20 protein-coding genes and 1 pseudogene are annotated in these 19,445 nt (G+C 37.9%); 4 read left to right on the forward strand and 17 right to left on the reverse strand.

Annotated features, from left to right (window positions below; genetic code table 11):
- Window positions 1-555 precede the first annotated feature (555 nt).
- Entirely contained in the window at window positions 556-1,311 is a 756-nt protein-coding gene (locus C1726_RS05200; RefSeq protein WP_102272192.1) for a TerC family protein, read from the reverse strand.
- Window positions 1,312-1,467: 156 nt separating this feature from the next.
- Window positions 1,468-1,572, reverse strand: a pseudogene (locus C1726_RS26530) (iron chaperone); the annotation flags it as partial.
- A 971-nt stretch (window positions 1,573-2,543) separates the two neighbouring features.
- Here C1726_RS26530 and C1726_RS05205 point away from each other — a divergent pair.
- Entirely contained in the window at window positions 2,544-3,374 is an 831-nt protein-coding gene (locus C1726_RS05205) for a protein-glutamine gamma-glutamyltransferase (RefSeq protein ID WP_102272193.1), read from the forward strand.
- A gap of 196 nt (window positions 3,375-3,570) precedes the next feature.
- Window positions 3,571-3,729 carry a YjcZ family sporulation protein gene (locus C1726_RS26920; RefSeq protein ID WP_142385064.1) on the forward strand — a complete coding sequence of 53 codons (159 nt, stop codon included), beginning with the start codon at window positions 3,571-3,573 and terminating at the stop codon, window positions 3,727-3,729.
- 296 nt (window positions 3,730-4,025) lie between these two features.
- Here C1726_RS26920 and C1726_RS05215 read toward each other — a convergent pair whose 3' ends face one another.
- From C1726_RS05215 to C1726_RS05235, 5 genes are all read right to left on the reverse strand, one after another.
- A complete protein-coding gene (locus C1726_RS05215; protein WP_102272195.1) occupies window positions 4,026-4,748 on the reverse strand; it encodes a cytochrome c biogenesis CcdA family protein in 723 nt (240 codons plus the stop codon).
- 79 nt (window positions 4,749-4,827) lie between these two features.
- Entirely contained in the window at window positions 4,828-5,943 is a 1,116-nt protein-coding gene (gene mnmA, locus C1726_RS05220) for a tRNA 2-thiouridine(34) synthase MnmA (protein WP_102272196.1), read from the reverse strand.
- 94 nt (window positions 5,944-6,037) lie between these two features.
- A complete protein-coding gene (locus tag C1726_RS05225; RefSeq protein ID WP_102272197.1) occupies window positions 6,038-6,883 on the reverse strand; it encodes a Sir2 family NAD-dependent protein deacetylase in 846 nt (281 codons plus the stop codon).
- A gap of 53 nt (window positions 6,884-6,936) precedes the next feature.
- Window positions 6,937-7,821, reverse strand: coding sequence for an SIR2 family NAD-dependent protein deacylase (locus C1726_RS05230; protein ID WP_102272198.1), 885 nt, complete (start codon window positions 7,819-7,821; stop codon window positions 6,937-6,939).
- A gap of 36 nt (window positions 7,822-7,857) precedes the next feature.
- The gene (locus C1726_RS05235; RefSeq protein WP_102272199.1) at window positions 7,858-8,724 is read right to left on the reverse strand and encodes an SIR2 family NAD-dependent protein deacylase; all 867 of its coding nucleotides are present in this window, start codon (window positions 8,722-8,724) and stop codon (window positions 7,858-7,860) included.
- A 447-nt stretch (window positions 8,725-9,171) separates the two neighbouring features.
- On the opposite strand from C1726_RS05235, the gene C1726_RS05240 reads away from it, so the two are divergent.
- A complete protein-coding gene (locus C1726_RS05240; protein ID WP_102272200.1) occupies window positions 9,172-9,507 on the forward strand; it encodes a winged helix-turn-helix transcriptional regulator in 336 nt (111 codons plus the stop codon).
- A gap of 538 nt (window positions 9,508-10,045) precedes the next feature.
- Here the strand turns inward: C1726_RS05240 and C1726_RS05245 are convergent.
- The 3 genes from C1726_RS05245 to C1726_RS05255 form a co-directional block, all read right to left on the reverse strand.
- On the reverse strand, window positions 10,046-10,963 hold the full coding sequence (locus C1726_RS05245; RefSeq protein ID WP_235822699.1) for a redoxin domain-containing protein: 918 nt from the start codon (window positions 10,961-10,963) through the stop codon (window positions 10,046-10,048).
- 71 nt (window positions 10,964-11,034) lie between these two features.
- Window positions 11,035-11,265 (reverse strand): glutaredoxin family protein, encoded by a 231-nt coding sequence (locus tag C1726_RS05250; protein WP_102272201.1) that lies wholly within the window; start codon window positions 11,263-11,265, stop codon window positions 11,035-11,037.
- 370 nt (window positions 11,266-11,635) lie between these two features.
- A complete protein-coding gene (locus tag C1726_RS05255) occupies window positions 11,636-12,076 on the reverse strand; it encodes an Lrp/AsnC family transcriptional regulator (RefSeq protein ID WP_102272375.1) in 441 nt (146 codons plus the stop codon).
- Window positions 12,077-12,196: 120 nt separating this feature from the next.
- On the opposite strand from C1726_RS05255, the gene C1726_RS05260 reads away from it, so the two are divergent.
- Window positions 12,197-12,748 (forward strand): cysteine hydrolase family protein, encoded by a 552-nt coding sequence (locus C1726_RS05260; RefSeq protein WP_102272202.1) that lies wholly within the window; start codon window positions 12,197-12,199, stop codon window positions 12,746-12,748.
- A gap of 886 nt (window positions 12,749-13,634) precedes the next feature.
- On the opposite strand, the gene C1726_RS05265 is transcribed toward C1726_RS05260, so the two are convergent.
- The 7 genes from C1726_RS05265 to C1726_RS05295 all read right to left on the reverse strand — a co-directional run bounded on the left by C1726_RS05265 (window position 13,635) and on the right by C1726_RS05295 (window position 19,424).
- The gene (locus tag C1726_RS05265; RefSeq protein ID WP_102272203.1) at window positions 13,635-14,252 is read right to left on the reverse strand and encodes an NAD(P)/FAD-dependent oxidoreductase; all 618 of its coding nucleotides are present in this window, start codon (window positions 14,250-14,252) and stop codon (window positions 13,635-13,637) included.
- 80 nt (window positions 14,253-14,332) lie between these two features.
- The gene (locus C1726_RS05270) at window positions 14,333-16,759 is read right to left on the reverse strand and encodes a heavy metal translocating P-type ATPase (protein WP_102272204.1); all 2,427 of its coding nucleotides are present in this window, start codon (window positions 16,757-16,759) and stop codon (window positions 14,333-14,335) included.
- Window positions 16,760-16,832: 73 nt separating this feature from the next.
- Window positions 16,833-17,039: a copper chaperone CopZ gene (gene copZ, locus C1726_RS05275; protein WP_102272205.1), complete on the reverse strand. Its 207-nt coding sequence runs from the start codon at window positions 17,037-17,039 to the stop codon at window positions 16,833-16,835.
- A gap of 103 nt (window positions 17,040-17,142) precedes the next feature.
- Entirely contained in the window at window positions 17,143-17,475 is a 333-nt protein-coding gene (locus C1726_RS05280; RefSeq protein WP_102272206.1) for a metal-sensitive transcriptional regulator, read from the reverse strand.
- A 193-nt stretch (window positions 17,476-17,668) separates the two neighbouring features.
- Window positions 17,669-17,851, reverse strand: a complete 183-nt coding sequence (locus C1726_RS05285) for a hypothetical protein (protein WP_102272207.1) — start codon at window positions 17,849-17,851, stop codon at window positions 17,669-17,671.
- 39 nt (window positions 17,852-17,890) lie between these two features.
- A complete protein-coding gene (locus C1726_RS05290; RefSeq protein WP_102272376.1) occupies window positions 17,891-18,397 on the reverse strand; it encodes a hypothetical protein in 507 nt (168 codons plus the stop codon).
- A gap of 433 nt (window positions 18,398-18,830) precedes the next feature.
- Window positions 18,831-19,424: a GNAT family N-acetyltransferase gene (locus C1726_RS05295; protein ID WP_102272208.1), complete on the reverse strand. Its 594-nt coding sequence runs from the start codon at window positions 19,422-19,424 to the stop codon at window positions 18,831-18,833.
- Between the last annotated feature and the right edge of the window lie 21 nt (window positions 19,425-19,445).

Raw genomic sequence — 19,445 nt, forward strand, 5'->3', positions numbered from 1 at the left:
TTCCCAATATTGAGGCAGCTGATTGAAGTCTATTCCACCCTAAAATATCCGGCAGCCAGCCCCTGTTTATAAAGCAAAAGCGTACAAAAATGGAAAAAAAATGATGTTTTCCATTTCTGTACGCTTGAGTTTTAATCATTACTGTTTGATATGGAGAATATAGGAATGAAAAGTACCCCTATCCCAAATACAGCAAATGAAATCCATCAGACTATATCGTACCATTCCATTTGTTTAAAAAAAGAAACATTAATAATCATTGCAAACGCACCTAAAATCGCAAGTATTTTTCCTATTACCTGTTTAGACAAAGGGAATTCGTCTCCTTTCTAAAAAACATTTTACTAAATATTAACATTTTTTCGAATGACGAACAGGTTAATAGTGAGTTTTAGAAAGGAATGACCTTGTATTTATTCCGGAAAATGGAATATGAATAAAAAACAGACGCATTTCTTAGAGAAACGCACCGTTTGGTATGAAGTAAAACATGGTTTAATCACATCATTTATCTTCCTCTAACGCCCCCGTTTATTGATGTTGCAATCATAAAGTTTACTCTCTTTTACGCGGTGCAAACCAGCCAATTAAAGCAATACCAACTAATACTCCATAGAAGATTAAGGTCCAAGCGGTACTGTGCGGAAAGTGGTGATCTAAGATACCAATATCCTCATGGGCAAGGGTGATTACAGCAAGCTTTACACCGACCCAAGCAACAATTGCGTAAGCGGTTGTTTCCAATGCCGGACGTTTTCCAAGAAGCTGTACAAACCAGGTTGCAGCATACTTAATCAGGATGAGGCCAGCTATCCCTCCGAGAACAACAACAATGAACTGCCCGCCATCCATCCCGCCAAAATCCTCTAGTGGAGAATCTGGAAGACCAAGGGCGAGAGCAACTGCAGCTAAAATCGAATCAATTGCAAAAGCTAGATCTGCTAATGCAATTTTCCCCACTGTGGGCCAGAAGCCTTTACCCGCAGATTCCTTTTCATCGTCCTTATGTATATTTTCATTCCTTTTCCCGAAACGAGCCTGAATAACATGCTTTAATCCTAGGTAAAGAAGATAAGCTGCTCCTATTGCCTGTATTTGCCAAACGTTGGCAATAAAAGAAATGGCAAACAAAGCAGCAAAACGGAAAGCAAAGGCCATAATAATTCCATAATTTATAGCTTTTCTTTTCTGGTCCTCAGGTAAATGCTTAGCTATAACTGCCAGTACAAGTGCATTGTCTGCTGACAATAATCCTTCCAATCCGATTAGAATTAACAATGCCCAAGCATACTCTAACCATAGTGATTCCATTCACTTCCTCTCCTATCGATAACTAAAAATGTAATTAAAAGTTTTCCTAACAATAGAATAGCCCATTAAGCTGCAGATAATCATAGAGAAATATGGTTTAAATTATTTGCTCTTTTTACGAATCTGCGTTACTAGTATGTATATTATCCGTTTTTTCTATTTACGCCAAAAAGTGGAACAAATTTCCTTGTCCCAAATAGTAAACTCAATCATTTTCTCAAGTAATGAGTACTCAATCGGACGATACCAAGGGATGCATATCCACTCCGGTAGACCTGCCCACAATAGGTATGCATTCGCTCAACCCATTATTTCCTCTGAACTAATTGCTGCAGACTTCCGCAATATCTCCGTCGATACCAATGGATTTAGCTGACCCGCTCTCAAATCCTTAATAGAATCAGAAGGGTGTCAGCTAGTTTTTGTTTGTTTCTGTCATAACTGCCTGTTGATTTTACTATGTTTGAAAAATAAGCGGAGAAATTCCGCTTATTTGGGGAAATACCGATATTTCCTTAAAAATAAGGGGAGTTTTTCCGCTTATCGTCTCCAAATCTATGAATTTTGCCTTTTTTAGAGCAGTTAACCGGAAATTTTCCGCTTATTTCTGCTTTTGCAGCTACGTTTTTATATAATAGGCGGAAATTCTCCGCTTATGGATTCTCATACATACACGAAAATCAACATGGATTCATTATGAAATTGAAACTGAATAAAATATCATCCAAATCATCCTTCTAAAAACATAGAAAGTCTAATTTTAAAAGGTATTCATACTATTTTCAAGACCCAACTCTCAGCGCAAAGTTTGAAAGTTTGGACTCTAATCGATCCTATGGGAAAGCGCCTGATTGCTGAATAATTCAATAATTTTTATGCTGCGGTTCACTGCTCGTTAGATGGGAAAGCAAAATATTTCTTAGAAAGAGGATCTTGGCCACATTTTTGAATGGAGACCGAGAGTGAGGAGGCTGCCAGTTATAGATAAAGATCCAAACTTCCATTCAATCATATGGTGGATTAGATTTGCACTTGTAAATCCTCCCTTTTTTCCTCAGCAGCCAATGTTAGATCGATACCTTTACTCTCTATAAAAGGTTACCCGTAAAAATACAGTTGTTGCCTATTAAGGACTTTCCATTAACCCTCATTAATAATTAACATGATTAATAAAAATGAGAATAATATAGATATGAATGCAGATGAAATACGATACAGGAAAGGGGGATTGTATGATCCAAATATCAGGGTTCCCGTTTCAACAGAATGATAAATGGCAGCTAGGAATGATTGAGAAAACAATTATTCAACAGATGGAGGATGCTCCCGTCCTTTATTCCTATAATTCCGTGGATGAAATGTTGTTTGAACTTAAAGTGCGCAAGAATATCATCCTAAGCGCGAACGAAATGAACAATAGTCAAGCAACGTTTACGATCTTTGAATATGCCCGCTGCAATCCAAGATACTGGCAATTGACAAGGGCAGGCGGGTTTCTTTTGAGATCCGATGTGCAGCCAGCTGATGCTATTCTGGATATTTATCGAAACAGTTCACTCTATGCATTTGAATGTGCAACTGCTATTCCAATCATCTATTACCATGCCATATTGAATAGTATTGGCAGTTATTTATTTAATTCACTATTCCAAAATCTATATCTTTACAGCTGGCATACGGATACAGACCTAGGTATCATCACCTTCAATTCCAATTATTTTTTACCTGGAGATGTCATCTACGTTAATAATCCCCAATTTAATCGTAAAACACCACAGTTCAGGGGTGTTAATGCTGTTCTCCTTAATGATGGAAGATTGTTTGGACATGGATTTAATATAAGAACATCAGAAGATATGATTCTAATTCTTAATGAACAAAGGGGACCGGGCAGTTATCAATCAGCCTATATAACCAACTTGGTGACAAGGCCTTCTTTTAAATATTTATTCAGAGCGGCAAGCGGGTACAGAAATGGCAGAGCAAACAAAATACATCGTCCAATCGTGCACCATAACAAAAGTTCCATTTCCTATGTTCACTATCTTTATTACTTAATGTAATTACTTGTCATTTCACAACCCAAGACATTTACCCATTTTTTTATAGACGGGCTCCAAACCCACCTTCCAGAGTATTATATAGAGAAAATCCTTACTCGAAGGGAAGTGTGATAAGAACATGTATCCAAACCTTAACGCACCACCGACTCTCAGTGCAAATGTTGCTCCAAATGTTGCACCAAATGTTGCTCCAATGATGCCTACCTATACAGCTCCTGCTTATAGTTGTGGATATTCAGCTCCTGCTTATAGTTATGAATGCCCTAGTTATGGGAACGATTTTATCTTAATTGTAGTATTGTTTATTTTACTCATCATTGTAGGTGCAAGTTTTTGCGGCTTTAGCAAATGCTAAATTCAATATTTTTCTAATTCGCAAGTGTCAAGATCCCCCGCCAATAAAAGTAAACACTAAATAATCTCTTCAAATTCCATTTGAAGAGATTATTCAGGTTCAAACCATGAGTGTTAGACTTACTCTTTAGCCGTATTTCAACATCTCTTTACAACCTGGTCTTAAAATAAACTTGTCCATTAGGTGAATGATGCCTTAGTTTCTACACTCAATATTTTATATTTTTGTTTAACAAAAGCCCTGGTTAATATATTTTTTCAAATCATTGATATTCGATAATATCTGTACCCTAAAGACTAAAACCCTTGGAAATCTCCAAAAATTGGCGCAAAGAATGTGTTGATAAGTGAAAATTTATCAAAAAACAAAACAACTCCCATTACAATCATAATCCCGCCGCCAATTTTCATGAAAGCAGCACTGTATTTTTTTACCCATGTAAATTTTGCAATAAAAAATGCCATAAGGAAAAATGGGATACTGAAGCCCAAAATATAAGCGAACATATACCAAAGACCTTGCGACGGATTGGCCCCAACAAGTACTAACGCAGCTGATAATATTGGGCCCATACAAGGTGTCCAGCCAAGTGCAAAAGCTAATCCAATGAATAATGTACCGATATAGCCAGATGGCTTATTCTGAATGCTTAGTTTATGGTCCTTCATCAAAAACTTTGGCTGAATGATACCAATCGTTACTAAACCGAAGAATACGATTAAAATCGCTCCAATTTGCCGAATCCAATCACCATATTGAAAATACCATGTCTCTATAAAAGTTGCACTTCCAGCCGTTCCTAAACCGAGCACTAAATAAATGATTGAAAACCCTGCTAAAAAGAATACTGTATGAAAAATCGCTTTTCGCTGCCCTCTCAATTTGCCGCTTTGAATATCAGATACACTTAATCCCGTAATATATGACAAAAATGCTGGATATAATGGAAATACACAAGGTGAAACAAAAGATAATACCCCTGCACCAAAGGCAAGAATAATAGAAATATCCGCCTGCATTCCTACTCCCCCTTAACCATCGCAACTTTAGTACGGTCGTTTTTCACGTCACATTTAACTTTTAGCCACCGCATCTTCTTTATCCAACGAACGTTAATTGTTTGTCATCACGAAATACTTGATTAATCGTTCCTCCGCCAAGGCACTTTTCTCCTTGATAAAAAACAACAGCTTGTCCCGGGGTTATGGCGCGGATTGGTTCGTGGAAAATAACCTTCACTTTAGCAGCATCCAGCCGTTTGACGGTTACTTTATAATCGGATTGGCGATAACGGAATTTTGCTGTGCAGTCAAATGAATCTGCTGAGTCTTCCCTTGAAATCCAGCTTACATTCTCTGCAATGATGCTGTCTGAATAAAGCATTTCATGATGGAAGCCTTGTCCCACATACAGGACATTCCTTTCCGTATCCTTTCCAATTACAAACCAAGGATCGCCGTTTCCTCCAATCCCTAATCCATGCCTTTGGCCAATTGTATAATACATGACTCCATCATGCTGTCCAACAACTTTTCCGTCAAATGTTTCCATATTTCCCATTTGGGCAGGCAAATAGCCACTTAAGAACTCTTTGAAATTTCGCTCACCAATAAAGCAAATGCCTGTGCTGTCTTTTTTAGATGCGGTTGCTAAATTAGTGTCGGCAGCTAACTCTCTTACTCTTGTTTTTTTCATATCACCTAACGGGAATAGCACCTTACTTAACTGCTCCTCTGTTAATTGATTAAGGAAATATGTCTGATCCTTCTTTTCATCTTTCCCTCTTAACAGCTGAACTTTCCCATCTTCTCTGACTACTCTTGCATAATGTCCAGTTGCTACATAATCAGCTCCAAGGCTCATCGCATAATCCAAGAATGCTTTGAATTTGATTTCTTTATTGCAGATGACATCAGGATTTGGTGTTCTTCCCGTCTGATATTCTTCCAGGAAGTATGTGAAAACCTTGTCCCAATACTGCTTTTCAAAATTCACGGAATAATAGGGAATATCCAGTTGATTGCAGACACGGATCACATCCTCATAGTCCTCTGTAGCCTTACAGACACCAAATTCGTCCGTATCGTCCCAATTCTTCATGAATATCCCGATCACATCATAGTCTTGCTCTTTTAGAAGCAGGGCCGCAACGGAAGAATCAACCCCGCCTGACATCCCCACAACTACCCGTGTGTCTTTTGGTGCTTTCTTCATTTTTATTCATCCTATCTTTAGTATCTATTTAATAACTTAATAACAAACTCAAAAAAAGCAGCATCCCGGTCATGGGAATAGGTGTTGTATTCCCTTATTTCATCTGCACCAATTGCTGCAGCACTTCCGCAATATTGCCGTCGATGCCAATAGATTTTTCAGCAATTGCATCTGGTATAAAAAGCTCGGGGCCTTTATTAAAAGTAATATAGGCTGCATGTTCCTCATGATTAGCTAAATTCATAAATGGCGCTTTAATCAATTGGTTTCTTGCACCAACACCTAATTCCAGCAGAACGATTTTTTTGCCATGGGCTTTCTCAATAAAATCCCGATAAGCCTGATAGCTGGCTTCCCAAGACTCCCCTCTTAAAAAATTCCGATCGACTTCTATATGAACTTGCATTGGACCGCCACATTCAGGACAACTGGGAAATAAATCCAGAGGGACTTTTCCATTTTCTTGGTGTTTGGCCATTTTGCTCAAAATCTCGTCTCCAGGATAAATATGATTATGGCAGCCATTCACGCATTGCAGATTCCGGCAACTTCCTTCTATTTCGAAGAGACGGTCATTAGGAAATCCAGCCTGTCTAAAATGGTCATCAATATTAGAGGTAACCACAAAATAGTTTTTATCTTTTACTAGTTCATAAAGATTCTTCATAACCGAACTTGCTTCGCCCTTGTATAAAAAGTAGTCATACATCCGGCTGAAGAATGCCCACTTTTCCTCTTCGTAAGGAAACGGATAAAAGCATCCCTGTATAATGCTGCGAAAGCCATACTTTACACGGAAATCACCAAAATTCTCTTGGAATGCTGCGTTATCTGCAAAGAGATGAATCCCTTCTGAAATAGAAAGACCATTACTAGCGCCAATTACTATTCCATCAGCCTCTTCTATTTTGGTTAAAATCTTATTAAATTTCTCTTCCATATGAATCCCCATCCTTATCAAATTCTGAATTCAAATTAGATCACCGATTCCTGTCAAATCGCATCTTGTCTTCTTACTTTTTGCTGTTTGGTCAGAACGTCACACAGTACTTGCGCGATATCTTCATGAACGGCGAGACCCTTATCCTTCAGTTCTTCCGGCAGCAAGTTATGCTCCGGATTTGGGTTGATCGTAATGTAGAACGCGTCCGGCCAGCTGTGAGTCATATTCCAGAAGGGCTGTTTAATAAACATCGGAGTCATTAGACCGACGCCCAGCTCTAAAAAAAGCACTTTCTTCTGTTGATTTTCCAATAGAAATTCACGATATTTTTTGTGCTCGTCTCTATATTTGGTGCCTTCCAAAAATACAAAGGAACGGACCCACAGTTCCATCGGACCGCCACACTCTGGGCACTTTGGAACCTTGCTGGAAGGAATTCTCGTTCCTTCGATATGGGCACACAGTTCCTTTGCCTGTTCCGCATAAGCATAAATCCCGTCGTGACAGGGACCGCTGCACTGCAAATAGGTCCAGTTCCCCTGAATGGCGCTGACCTTTTCCTCTGGGAACACTTGTAAAAATTGGGTGTCTTGATTTGTCGTAAGAATATAATAGTTTTTCCCTTGCAAAATTTGATCTAAATCCTTGTAAGGCTGTCCAATAGGGACTTCCGCTACAAAATGAATCAAAGTGGCAAGATAGGCCCAACGCTCTTCTTCCGTCTGGAAGCGGTAATAAAAGCCGCCAAAGATGCTGTCAATGCCATATTTTTCAGCGAATTTGTTGAAATACTTTCGAAAATTTTCATCATCCCGATACCAGTTATAGCCGGCAGCCGCAGACATACCAGCTGCACCGCCAACTACAATCGCATCGGCTTCTTCGATTTTTTGCAGAATTGTATCTATATTGTCTTGATATGGTTGTGATAACATTTTTCATTTGTCCTCCTAATGATGTATTTATTTCTATTACGTCCGAACAATTTTCTTCTCTCTCAAAGCATCTTGAAACACACGAGCAATATCTTTATTAATAGCAATTCCCTTTTCCTCTATCTTTCTAGGAACCACCGCATCTTGAGGATTAATACGAATGTAGTAAGCTCCCGGCAAACTATAAGTCATCTCTTGGAATGGCTCTTTAATAAACATGGGTGTCATTGTGCCTACACCTAATTCAAGGAATAGAAGCTTTTTAAATTTGTTTTTCATGATATATGCCTGGAGTTTACTTAATTCATCTCTAAAAGAACTTCCTTCGAGGAACACACGTGATCGAACCCATGGTTCCATGTCCTGCCCGCATATAGGACATTTTGGTATCAAGTCTGCAGGAATGCTCGTTCCCTCTATGTTTGCGTACATTTCCTCTATTTGTTCTTTATTTAGATACACCTGATCATGGCAAGGACCGCTGCATTGAAAATAACGCCAATCTCCTTGAATCGAAGAAACTTTCTCTTCAGGGAACGCTTTGGAAAATTGTGCATCTTGATTTGTTGTAACAATAAAATAATCTTTATTTTGAAGCAGCTGAAGTAAATCAAGATAGGTCTGACCGACTTTGGAATCATAGACAAACTTGATTAAAGTAGCAATATAAGCCCAGCGTTCTTCTCTCGTTGAAAAAGGGTAGTAAAAGCCATAAAAAATATTTTCGATCGGATACTTTTCTGCAAACTTTCCAAAGTGCTTCAGAAAGATTTCGTCCGTCCGATACCAGTTATAGCCGGAAGCGGCAGACATGCCAGCAGCACCGCCAACTATAATGGCATCCGCTTCTTCAATTTTTTGAATCAATGTTTCTATATAATCTTGATAGAGCTGATCAAACATCCTCTGTATTTCCTCCTCTCAATCTGTTTATATAAGCCGCACTCAAATAGAATCAGAGTGGTGAAGATAGTTTTTGTTTGTTTCTGTTATAACTGCCTGTTGATTTTACTATGGTTGAAAAATAAGCGGAGAAATTCCGTTTATTTCGGGAAATACCGATATTTCCTTTAAAATAAGAGGAGTTTTTCCGCTTATTGCAGTCAAATCTTTGATTTTTGTCTATTTTAGAGCGGATAACCGGAAAATTTCCGCTTATTCTGCTTATCCTGCTTCCTTTTTATATAATAGGCGGAAATTCTCCGCTTATGGATTCTCATACATACACGAAAATCAACAATGAATACTAACATGGCTTTACTTGTTCCTGTACGTATTATATAGTTGGTATAAAATCATAAACAAGTATGCACTTTTTTGACGCATACTATCTTGGAGGATAGTGTAAATATGAAAACACCGAAAGAAAATATGCCTGACGGTCAAGAGCCTTTTTTCAACTACACCCTTTCGATTATTAACGGAAAATGGAAACTGCTCATTATTTACTATTTATCAAAAAATGGTGTCGTCCGATATAATGAACTTCAGCGTATGCTGGGGAAGATCACCTATAAAACACTTAGTACGACATTAAAGGAAATGCAAAACGACGGCTTAATTCATCGCCAGGAATATCCACAAATTCCTCCGAAGGTTGAATACAGTCTTGCAGAAAAGGGACAAACTCTTTGGCCAATTATCCAGGAGATGTGCCAATGGGGAGAGCATAATCAAGAGAAATAAACGAGGGAAACTAATTGTTTGGAGAATTCTATATCTATATGCAAAAAAGGTATAACACCTCCGTATTCGAGGAATTATACCTTTTTTGCTGTCTTCTCTTCTATTTGAAAACCTGTACGAAAATTGTCCTTCATTTACATGCGAAGCACTGTAAACTGTCCACCACCGAATAATGACTTTACATAGTCAATCTTTACATTCTCAAAATAAACCTGATCTCTTTCATTTACTAAAAAGCCGATCCCATCCTGCTCAGTGATCTCATCATTTTCTAAAGCCGACTCTTCCAGAGTCAGACGAAGCTGTGGACCCCCTCAGCCAATGCCCATGGAAAAGCGGATCAGCGGTATTTTTCCTTCATCGATGACATCTTGAACTTCACTGGTAATGGCTGCCATTGCAGCATGTGTGACTTTGACCATTTATGTCCCTCCATTGTCGTTTTCAGCACTTGCATTTCTAGAATTCCCAAATGCCCCTATAGGTATAAGTTAAAGAATGATGTTTATTCTGTCAAAGCTTTTGCTTACTATCTTTTTCAATCTACACTTTCTATTAACTGTTCCATCATCTCTTTATCCATTGGCCCCACTATTTTCTTCCGTACAATCCCATTGGAATCAATCAGATAACTTGTTGGAATGGTCATGGCTCGATATTGATCGCCAACACCCCCCTCTTGGTCGAGTAAAACAGGGAAAGTTACCTTTCTCTCACTTACAAATTCCTTTATGTTTCCCGTATTTTTCTCCGATGTCGTTAAATTGACGGCAAGTATCTCCACTTTTGTTTTGTCATTTGATTCATAAAAATCCTGCATATGCGGGATTTCTGCTTTACAGGGCGGACACCAAGTTGCCCAGAAATTTAAAATAACCTTTTTCCCTTGCAACTCAGACAGTTTTACATCCGTACCGTTTAATGTCTTTAATTGAAAATCCGGTGCTTTATTTCCTTCCTGAAGTCCAATTTCTGTGCCTGCTGTATTTACTTTCGGTTTATCCTCATTTAAAAAGAGATTCAATAAAAAAGAACTACTTAAAATAGAAAAAGCAAAAACAGCGATTGACTGCAGAATTATAAGGTTTGTTATTTTTAGTTTTCTCGCCTTCAACACGAAATACATGAGCGCACCAAGTATTCCTAAAATGAATCCTTTCGTCCCTCCGGTAAAATACAGTAACGACATGGGACTTTCAATAATTAGTTTCGGCTCCAGAAGAAGCAAACTGCCTTTCCAAATCAGAAAGCCCCAAAAAACACTGTTTACAGCGAGCTCAAATAATTGTTTTCCCGATTCCTTCTTTTGTGAACGCAGCAGCCATAGTTTCAGAAAAACAAATCCGATCACTATGGCCATGCCTAAAATAACCCATTTCATCATAATCGTCAAAGAACCAATTTGGATAACCTCTATTCTCGTCTTCCCCCTTCGTGCAATCCGTTGTTTTTTCATTCCAGGCACTCCTGCCGCTTTGACAGATGACTCCTGTATCTTTATCCTTGATCATTTCTGTTCTTACGTTTCTACTTTACTAATTTCATAACCTTTTCCGGATCAAATCCTAATACCCATTGACCGTTAATTTCCGTTTGCGGTACACCCAGCTGACCAGTCGCAGCAACTAAACGTTCAGCGGCATTCTGATCCATTTGTACGTTCACTTCCTTGAATGGAAGTCCTTGATCCTTTAAGAAATTCTTCATCATCACACAATATGGACAAGTATTTGTTGTATAAACTGTAATTTGGTTCATTATAAATGCTCCTCTTCTTTAGTAAATTTAAACTCAATTAATAGCTTTAAAAATTAGGTAAATAACTCCTGCCAGGAGCCATACAATTGTTCCTGGTCATATGGGAAGCGGCTGTTTAACCTTTTTTCCATCTCCAGAAACCTTTGTCCGGCTGATTCCTCAAGAACCAGTCGTGGAACACTCTTTGATTTGCCTTTCCTTATCGGACATGATAAAACCTCCTTAATAATTACCCATTAGGGTATAATTATATTTAAAATAAAAAGAGGCGAAACCTCTTCTATTAAACATTAACATACCTTCATATTATACCTATAAGGGTATGTAGTCAACGGAATTGCATTGGTGAGATTTCTTACTTTAATCTCTGTCATGTGGCTGTTAACGGATTCTCTTGTTTAATTTCCTTTATGGATAAATGCAGACTATAATTTCCATATTCGAGAAGTTCATTAAGAAAAAGATTTAACTGATCTTGTGATTTCACTTTTATTTTTATATGGTAGCAGCCTTCTCCCGATACCCGGTGAACTTCAAGTACTTCATTTCGATCCTGAACAAAACGGATAAACGAATCATGGTTTGCTGTTTTCATATAAATAATCACAAACGCAGTAAAAGTCAGTCCTACCTTCATTTCATCAACTAATAAGGTGTAGGCTTTAATTACCCCGCTATCCTCTAGTTTTTTAATACGGTTCCCTACTGCCTGCCCTGTCATATGAATTTGCTGACCGAGATCTTTCCATTGAATACGTGAATTTTCGGATAGTAACCGAAGGATCTGAAAATCAATGTTATCAAGTTCCATCATAAATTCCTTTCACCATGAAATGTTTTAATCCAAAAGGGTTTCATCAAAGTATCGATAGAAATAACTATCTTCTTTATCATTATATTGTAGCAAAATATTATGAATGAGGTGGATAAAATGAGTTCAGCTTTAATCATTGTCGATATTCAAAACGACTATTTTCCAAACGGAAAGATGGAGTTAAGCAACCCTGATCAAGCAGCTGCTAATGCCGCTAGAGTTCTTGATTGGTTTAGACAAAATAACAAAGAAAATATTTTTCATGTTCAGCATATCGCAAATAGCCCGGAGTTAGGCTTCTTCCTTCCAAATACAAAGGGGGCTGAACTACATGAAACGGTTCTGCCATTAGAACATGAAAACTTGATCGTAAAAAATTTCCCTAACAGCTTTTTAAAGACTGATTTAGAAAGCAAATTAAGAGAAAAAGGTGTAACCAAGGTTATCGTTGTAGGGATGATGACACATATGTGTATTGATGCCACTGTTAGGGCTGCAGTCGATCTAGGCTTTGAAACTACATTAATTGAAGATGCTTGTGCGACAAGGGACTTATCTTATGAAAATAAAGTCGTGCCAGCAGAACAAGTTCATTATGCGTTTGTCAGCGCACTTAACGGCATGTATGCCAATGTAATTTCAACTGAAGATTTCCTAAAACAAAACTAACACAATATATAAATGGGAGTTTGTTTAAAAACAAACTCCCTTCGTGTATGCATGAGATTGCATAGGCGGAGATTTTCCGGCTATTTTATAGAAAGGAAGCTTAAGCGGCAGAATAAGCGGAAATTTTCCCGTTAACTGCCCTAAAAAAAACAAAATCCAATGATTTGACTGCAATAAGCGGAGTTTTTCCGCTTATTCTATAAAAAGTAGCTTAAAAGGCAGATATAAGCGGAAATTTTCCGGTTAACTGCCCTAATAAAGACAAAATAAAATGATTTGACTGCAATAAGCGGAGTTTTTCCGCTTATTCTATAAAAAGTAGCTTAAAAGGCAGATATAAGCGGAAATTTTCCGGTTAACTGCCCTATAAAAGACAAAATAAAATGATTTGACTGCAATAAGCGGAGTTTTTCCGCTTATTCTATAAAAAGTAGCTTAAAAGGCAGAAATAAGCGGAAATTTTCCGGTTAACTGCCTTAAAAAAGACAAAATAAAATGATTTGACTGCAATAAGCGGAGTTTTTCCGCTTATTCTATAAAAAGTAGCTTAAAAGGCAAAAATAAGCGGAAATTTTCCGGTTAACTGCCCTATAAAAGACAAAATCCAATGATTTGACTGCAATAAGCGGAGTTTTTCCGCTTATTCTATAAAAAGTAGCTTAAAAAGCAGAAATAAGCGGAAATTTTCCGGTTAATTGCCCTAATAAAGACAAAATCCAATGATTTGGCTGCAATAAGCGGAGTTTTTCCGCTTATTATATAAAAAGTAGCTTAAAAGGCAGAAATAAGCGGAAAAATTCCCTTTATTTTTAAGGAAATATCGGTATTTCCCAATTTAAGCGGAATATCTCCGTCTATTTTCAAACACAGTATAATTAACAGGCAGTTAACTTATTAAATAATCGCTGCCTACCCGTTTGAAAAATTTATAAAAGGTTTCCCGCTTTTTTCCCTCTTCTGAATAGACCTCGATGATTTTTTCTACTGTTTCATACAATTCTTCTGGCGTTAAATTCTCCTTTAGCAATGAACCAACCTCGGCGTCTTTCCCTTTTGCTTTTCCTCCAGCATATAAATGGTAATGATCTCTAATCTTCATCACACCTATGTCGCTTAACATCGGTTCACCACAGCCAATGGGACAGCCTGTGTAAGCAACCTTTAGCGTAAATGGGACGGGTTTTCCTGCGATGCGGCGATTTAGTTCTTTCGCAACCGGCATTCCTTCCTCTTCTTCCCCTTTGCAAAAATTACAGGTTCTTAAGCTCTTTACAAAGTTTCCAACTGGATAGCAAGCCAATCCAACGCTCTGAAATTCCTCTATAATCTCTTCTATGTTTGATTCCGGAATTTCTATATAGAGCTGCTGGAATGTAGTTAACTCCAGTTCCTCGTCTTCATTCATATATTTTGATAGAGTGATAAGTTGTTTTGCGTTAAGTTTTGCTCCAAATCCTATGCCTCCATTTATGGCAATCTTGACTTTTTTCCCACTGTCCTCCATCTCACTTTTCCTCCATTTAATGCCAGTTAAGTATAAAATATACCTGCCGCTCCATAAAGTGACAGGTACCATCAACCATTTTATTTATCTAATTTTACTCTTTGTAAACGCAAAGCGTTCAAGACAACAGACACCGAACTAAAGGCCATTGCTGCGCCAGCTACCCATGGTGCTAGAAACCCGATTGCAGCAATCGGAATCCCAATTGTATTATAGGCAAATGCCCAGAATAAGTTTTGCTTAATATTACGCATCGTTTTCCGGCTCATTAAAATGGCATCCGCAATACTATTTAAGTCACCTCGAATCAAGGTAATATCCGCAGCTTCCATTGCAACATCTGTACCTGTGCCAATCGCCATCCCAATATCAGCCGTAGCCAGTGCTGGTGCGTCATTAATCCCGTCACCAACCATTGCCACCTTCTTGCCCTGATCTTGAAGCTTTTTCACTTCTTCTGCTTTGCCTTCAGGCAGCACTTCTGCAATGACTGCATCAACGCCTACCTCTTTGCCAATTGCTTGGGCTGTACGTTCATTATCACCTGTCATCATTATTACCTTGATGCCCATATCTTGTAATCGGCGCACAGCCTCCCGAGATGTATCTTTAATCGTATCTGCTACAGCAACTAGCCCGGCATATTGCCCATTAATTCCGGCTAGCATGGCTGTTTTCCCGTTCTTTTCTAGCTCCTCCATTACTGGAAGTACAGTTGTAATGTTAATCCCATATTGCTGCATGAGTTTCCGTGTACCAATGACAATCCCTTGACCTGAAACTGTCGCTTGCACGCCATAGCCTGGAATTGCTTCGAAGAATTGGACATGACCAAGTTCGATCCCTTTTTCTTGAATCCCTTGAACGATTGCTTCTGCTAATGGGTGCTCAGATTGCTTTTCTGCCGCACCAATCAATGATAAAAACTTCTCTTCCTCTTGACCATCTGCTACTAAAACATCTGTTAAGACAGGTTTCCCATGTGTAACCGTACCTGTTTTATCAACTACTACTGTGTCAATGCTTTGCGTTTGCTCTAAATGCTCTCCGCCTTTGAACAAAATCCCAAATTCTGCTGCGCGGCCCGAACCTGCCATAATGGAAGTCGGTGTTGCTAAACCAAGGGCACACGGACAAGCAATAACAAGTACCGCAATTAACACTTCAAGTGCCGGTGTAAACTCACCTGGTTGAACAAAGATGATCCATACCAAAAAGGTTACAATAGCAATCCCCACTACAATCGGTACGAAAATTCCTGAAATTTGGTCTGCCATCCGTTGGATTGGCGCTTTCGAGCCTTGTGCATCTTCTACTACTTTAATAATTTGAGCTAATGCTGTATCACGCCCAACTCTTGTTGCTTTCATTTTAATGAATCCATTTTTGTTAATTGTTGATCCATATAAAATGTCACCAGCTTTTTTATCCACTGGCAGGCTTTCACCTGTTAACATCGATTCATCAACAGCTGTCGTTCCTTCTGCTACTTCCCCATCCACTGGGATTTTCTCACCTGGCTTCACTAAAATCGTGTCACCAATGACTACCTCTTCTAATGGGATTTCTTTTTCAACTCCATCACGGACAACGATGGCAGTTTTCGCTTGAAGGCCCATTAATTTCTTTATTGCTTCTGATGAACGGCCTTTTGCTTTGGCTTCGAATAATTTACCTAAAAGAATAAGTGTGATTAATACAGCGCTTGTTTCAAAATAAAGTTGTGGACCATGATGTGAACCCGCTGTAACAATTGCCTGATATACACTATAAAAATAAGCTGCGGAAGTACCCATGACAACGAGCACATCCATATTGGCACTCCCATTGCGAAGTGCTTTATATGCACCCACATAAAACTGTTTCCCGATTATAAATTGTACTGGTGTTGCCAAAATCAGCTGTATCCACGGGTTCATTAAGAAATCTGGTACATATAGAAACGATGTAAAGGAAAAGTGTCCGACCATCGTCCATAATAATGGCAGCGATAATATCGCAGAAATAATGAATTTACGCTGTTGATCTTTAATATGCTTTTCACGGTGATCTGTTTGTTCCTTTTCATCTTGCTTTTGATGTGCACCGTAACCCAGCTTCTCTACCTTTGCAATAATGTCTGAAATCGTTATTTCTGAAGGGTTAAATTCGATTGTTGCTTTTTCAAGCGCCAAATTGACGTTCGCAGCCGCAACACCTTCCATTTTGTTCAACCCTTTTTCAATACGTGTTGCACATGCAGCACAAGTCATTCCGGTAATATCAAATTCTGCTTTTTGTTTTACAACACCGTAGCCAAGTGCTTCGATTTTCTTTTCAAAATCTTCCTCACTTAGTTTGGAAGGGTCATATTTTATCGATGACTTTTCAAGCGCTAGGTTAACGCTTGCTTGCTCGACGCCCTCCATTTTATTCAATCCTTTTTCAATGCGCGTCGCACATGCGGCACAAGTCATTCCGGTAATTTGAATATTCGTTTCTTTAACAGCTTTACTTTCTGTACTCATTATATATTCCACCTCTCTTATACCTATAAGGGGTATATTTCTTTGAAAATTAGAGAGTGCTATAGAAGCACTCTTATTCTACCTCATATCCTTGATCTTCAATCGTTTCTTTAATTTTATCAAGGGATACTTGCATTTCATTAAATGCTACTTCAACTTGAGCATCATTTAATTTAACCTTTACTTCGCTAACACCTTCTAATTGACCTACGCTTCCTTCGATTGAATTTACACAATGTCCACATGACATCCCTTGTACGTTTAATGTTATATTCTTCATCTTTTTTCTCTCCTTTAATTAAAATTGATAGTTGGCGCAATATACACTATAGGGGTATAAAAATTATAAAAATTTTTTATTCCCTATCAAGTTATAAAGTTTTTTATTTTTTCATTAGCTTATGAATCGTTACAACTAATTCATCTAAAACTTCTTCATCCCCATCTGAAAGGCGATCGACAACACAACCCTTTAAATGACCTTCCAAAAGAATTTTGGCCACGCTATTTAATGCAGACTGTGTAGCAGAAAGTTGTGTGATAATATCATCACAATAAACGTCCTTGTCAACCATTCCTTTGATTCCTCTAATTTGGCCTTCGATTCGATTTAATCGATTGGTTAAATCCTTTTTCACACGCTCTGGATGATGACTTTTCCGACAAGACGCAACATCCTCAGGATGACAAGCTACTTCTTTCACTGTGTTTTCCATCGGTTCAACCTCCTATCTTGATTTCATATTACCATACCCTTGCTAGGTATGTAAAGAAGAAATAATAAATTAATTTTATAGATCATGGAAACACCTTCCATACAAGAAAAAGGACACTTTTTTAGTCAAGGAAAGTGTCCGATGGCGAAAGATATGAAATATAAATACTTGTTGAAGAAAGATCCTGCTATGTTCAGTCCTTAATCATTTTCTTAGCAATCAAGCTGCCAGCTAAAGCAGAACCCGCTGCAATTATTGGGATAAATAATGTTGTGTTTAGTAATAATACAGTGAAATAACCAAAACTAAGGACTAATACGAAAACAAATAAAAGGACAAAAATAGATTGTCGGACATTTAATTTCATTATGTTCATTTGAATCCCCTGTTCATGGATAGCTCTCCATTAATCCATTTAATATGTACACCAAAATACACTTTCAGCTATCGGTTCAATGGCGGGAACCTTTATGAAATTTAACAAAAGGTCCGTATCGCTCGCTCCAACATATTCATCTGTATCTACATTATAATATTGAACTACCTCAACCTTGTAAAAGCCATTTTCAATATCAAACTTATAATTGGAACAATTTTGATCAGGCACGTTCTGATCTTCAAACTGAGCAGCCATTGTAAGGCAGTCATAATCCACTAAATATAGCTGATTTTCCGTTACTTCTATATACCCTGCTGCTTTCCTAAAGCATGAATGCTCTATTTCTTCTGTCCCTACTTTAACATCCACTTTCCAAGAATGTTCAATTCCTTCTTCCGTCATTTGAAAAACCAAAATGTGCCCTTGTTTCATTTCGTCTCCAAAATGCTGCAAAAGACTATCAAACTCCCAATCTTCATCTACGAATGAGTTGTATTTAGCCGCATTCGCCACCCCAATAAAATTAGTATCACCAAACTTCATGCAAAACTTCATTCTGCTCTCCCCTTCGTTTATTATTTTTTGAATAGTAAGCTCTGCTATTATGCAATCTTGATTTTCGTGTATGAATAAGCGGATAATTTCCGTCTAATTTACAAAAAAGAAGCTTAAACAGCAGAAATAAGCGGAGAAATTCCGGTTAACTGCTCTAAATTAGACAAAATCCAAAGATTTGGATCCTATAACCGGAAAAATTCCCCTTATTTTTAAGGAAAAATCGATATTTCCCAATTTAAACGGAAATTTTCCGTTTATTTTTTAAATGCAGGAAAAATCAACATTCAGTTATAAAAGAGCATTTGAATAAAGCTAAAGAATATAGATTGCCATCCTTATTTTGGAATTGCGCCTTTTCCTTCACAAGTTGATCGTTCTACTTCTTCCATATAAAATTTTTAAAAATACATTCATCCAATTAATATTTTTTCGCTAATAAATAGTTCAATCTTTGTTTAACTGACTCCCATTCACTATCAATAATACTGTAAAATATATTATCGTGAATGGTACCGTCTGCCTTTACCCTATGTTTACGAAATACTCCTTCTTTTGTTGCCCCTATTCGTTCAACTGCTTTTTGTGATCGCACGTTTTGTCCGCTAACTGAAAATTGGACACGAAGGACTTTTAATTGTTCAAAGCAATACGTAAGTAATAACAATTTACATTCAGTGTTTACCTTTGTTTTCCAAACCTTCGGTGAAAGCCAGGTCCAGCCTATTTCCACATTCCTATTTCCTTTATCAATATCACCAATGCGAGTTGTTCCTATTACTCGGCCAGTTTTTTTATCCTTAATAATAAATGGGATTTGTTTACCCTCCTTTTTATTATTAACAGCCATTATTAATACTTGTTCCAAATCATCCACTGTGTTAATTTCTCTCCACGTGTATTTCCATACTTCAGGGCTCTGTAACGCTTCAAATAATAATTCCACATCCTTTAATTCAAGAGGAATAAGTGAAACCGTCTCTCCTTCAAGAGTTAGATCCTTTTCAATTTCCATTGCAGCTCTCTCCCTTTTTCC

Origin of the sequence: Cytobacillus massiliigabonensis, from assembly GCF_900199725.1 — a bacterium.
Taxonomy (GTDB): Bacteria; Bacillota; Bacilli; order Bacillales; family Cytobacillaceae; genus Cytobacillus; species Cytobacillus massiliigabonensis.

Bases quoted from the DNA above. Each gene is read 5' to 3' on its own strand.
- C1726_RS05240 (WP_102272200.1), top strand. From the start codon at position 9,172: ATGAAAACACCGAAAGAAAATATGCCTGACGGTCAAGAGCCTTTTTTC.
- C1726_RS05260 (WP_102272202.1), top strand. From the start codon at position 12,197: ATGAGTTCAGCTTTAATCATTGTCGATATTCAAAACGACTATTTTCCA.
- C1726_RS05295 (WP_102272208.1), bottom strand. From the start codon at position 19,424: ATGGAAATTGAAAAGGATCTAACTCTTGAAGGAGAGACGGTTTCACTT.
- C1726_RS05265 (WP_102272203.1), bottom strand. From the start codon at position 14,252: ATGGAGGACAGTGGGAAAAAAGTCAAGATTGCCATAAATGGAGGCATA.
- C1726_RS05285 (WP_102272207.1), bottom strand. From the start codon at position 17,851: ATGAACATAATGAAATTAAATGTCCGACAATCTATTTTTGTCCTTTTA.
- C1726_RS05215 (WP_102272195.1), bottom strand. From the start codon at position 4,748: ATGCAGGCGGATATTTCTATTATTCTTGCCTTTGGTGCAGGGGTATTA.
- C1726_RS05225 (WP_102272197.1), bottom strand. From the start codon at position 6,883: ATGGAAGAGAAATTTAATAAGATTTTAACCAAAATAGAAGAGGCTGAT.
- C1726_RS05255 (WP_102272375.1), bottom strand. From the start codon at position 12,076: ATGGAACTTGATAACATTGATTTTCAGATCCTTCGGTTACTATCCGAA.
- C1726_RS05280 (WP_102272206.1), bottom strand. From the start codon at position 17,475: ATGGAAAACACAGTGAAAGAAGTAGCTTGTCATCCTGAGGATGTTGCG.
- mnmA (WP_102272196.1), bottom strand. From the start codon at position 5,943: ATGAAGAAAGCACCAAAAGACACACGGGTAGTTGTGGGGATGTCAGGC.
- C1726_RS05250 (WP_102272201.1), bottom strand. From the start codon at position 11,265: ATGAACCAAATTACAGTTTATACAACAAATACTTGTCCATATTGTGTG.
- C1726_RS05235 (WP_102272199.1), bottom strand. From the start codon at position 8,724: ATGTTTGATCAGCTCTATCAAGATTATATAGAAACATTGATTCAAAAA.
- C1726_RS05230 (WP_102272198.1), bottom strand. From the start codon at position 7,821: ATGTTATCACAACCATATCAAGACAATATAGATACAATTCTGCAAAAA.
- copZ (WP_102272205.1), bottom strand. From the start codon at position 17,039: ATGAAGAATATAACATTAAACGTACAAGGGATGTCATGTGGACATTGT.
- C1726_RS05200 (WP_102272192.1), bottom strand. From the start codon at position 1,311: ATGGAATCACTATGGTTAGAGTATGCTTGGGCATTGTTAATTCTAATC.
- C1726_RS05205 (WP_102272193.1), top strand. From the start codon at position 2,544: ATGATCCAAATATCAGGGTTCCCGTTTCAACAGAATGATAAATGGCAG.
- C1726_RS05245 (WP_235822699.1), bottom strand. From the start codon at position 10,963: ATGAAAAAACAACGGATTGCACGAAGGGGGAAGACGAGAATAGAGGTT.
- C1726_RS26920 (WP_142385064.1), top strand. From the start codon at position 3,571: ATGCCTACCTATACAGCTCCTGCTTATAGTTGTGGATATTCAGCTCCT.
- C1726_RS05290 (WP_102272376.1), bottom strand. From the start codon at position 18,397: ATGAAGTTTGGTGATACTAATTTTATTGGGGTGGCGAATGCGGCTAAA.
- C1726_RS05270 (WP_102272204.1), bottom strand. From the start codon at position 16,759: ATGAGTACAGAAAGTAAAGCTGTTAAAGAAACGAATATTCAAATTACC.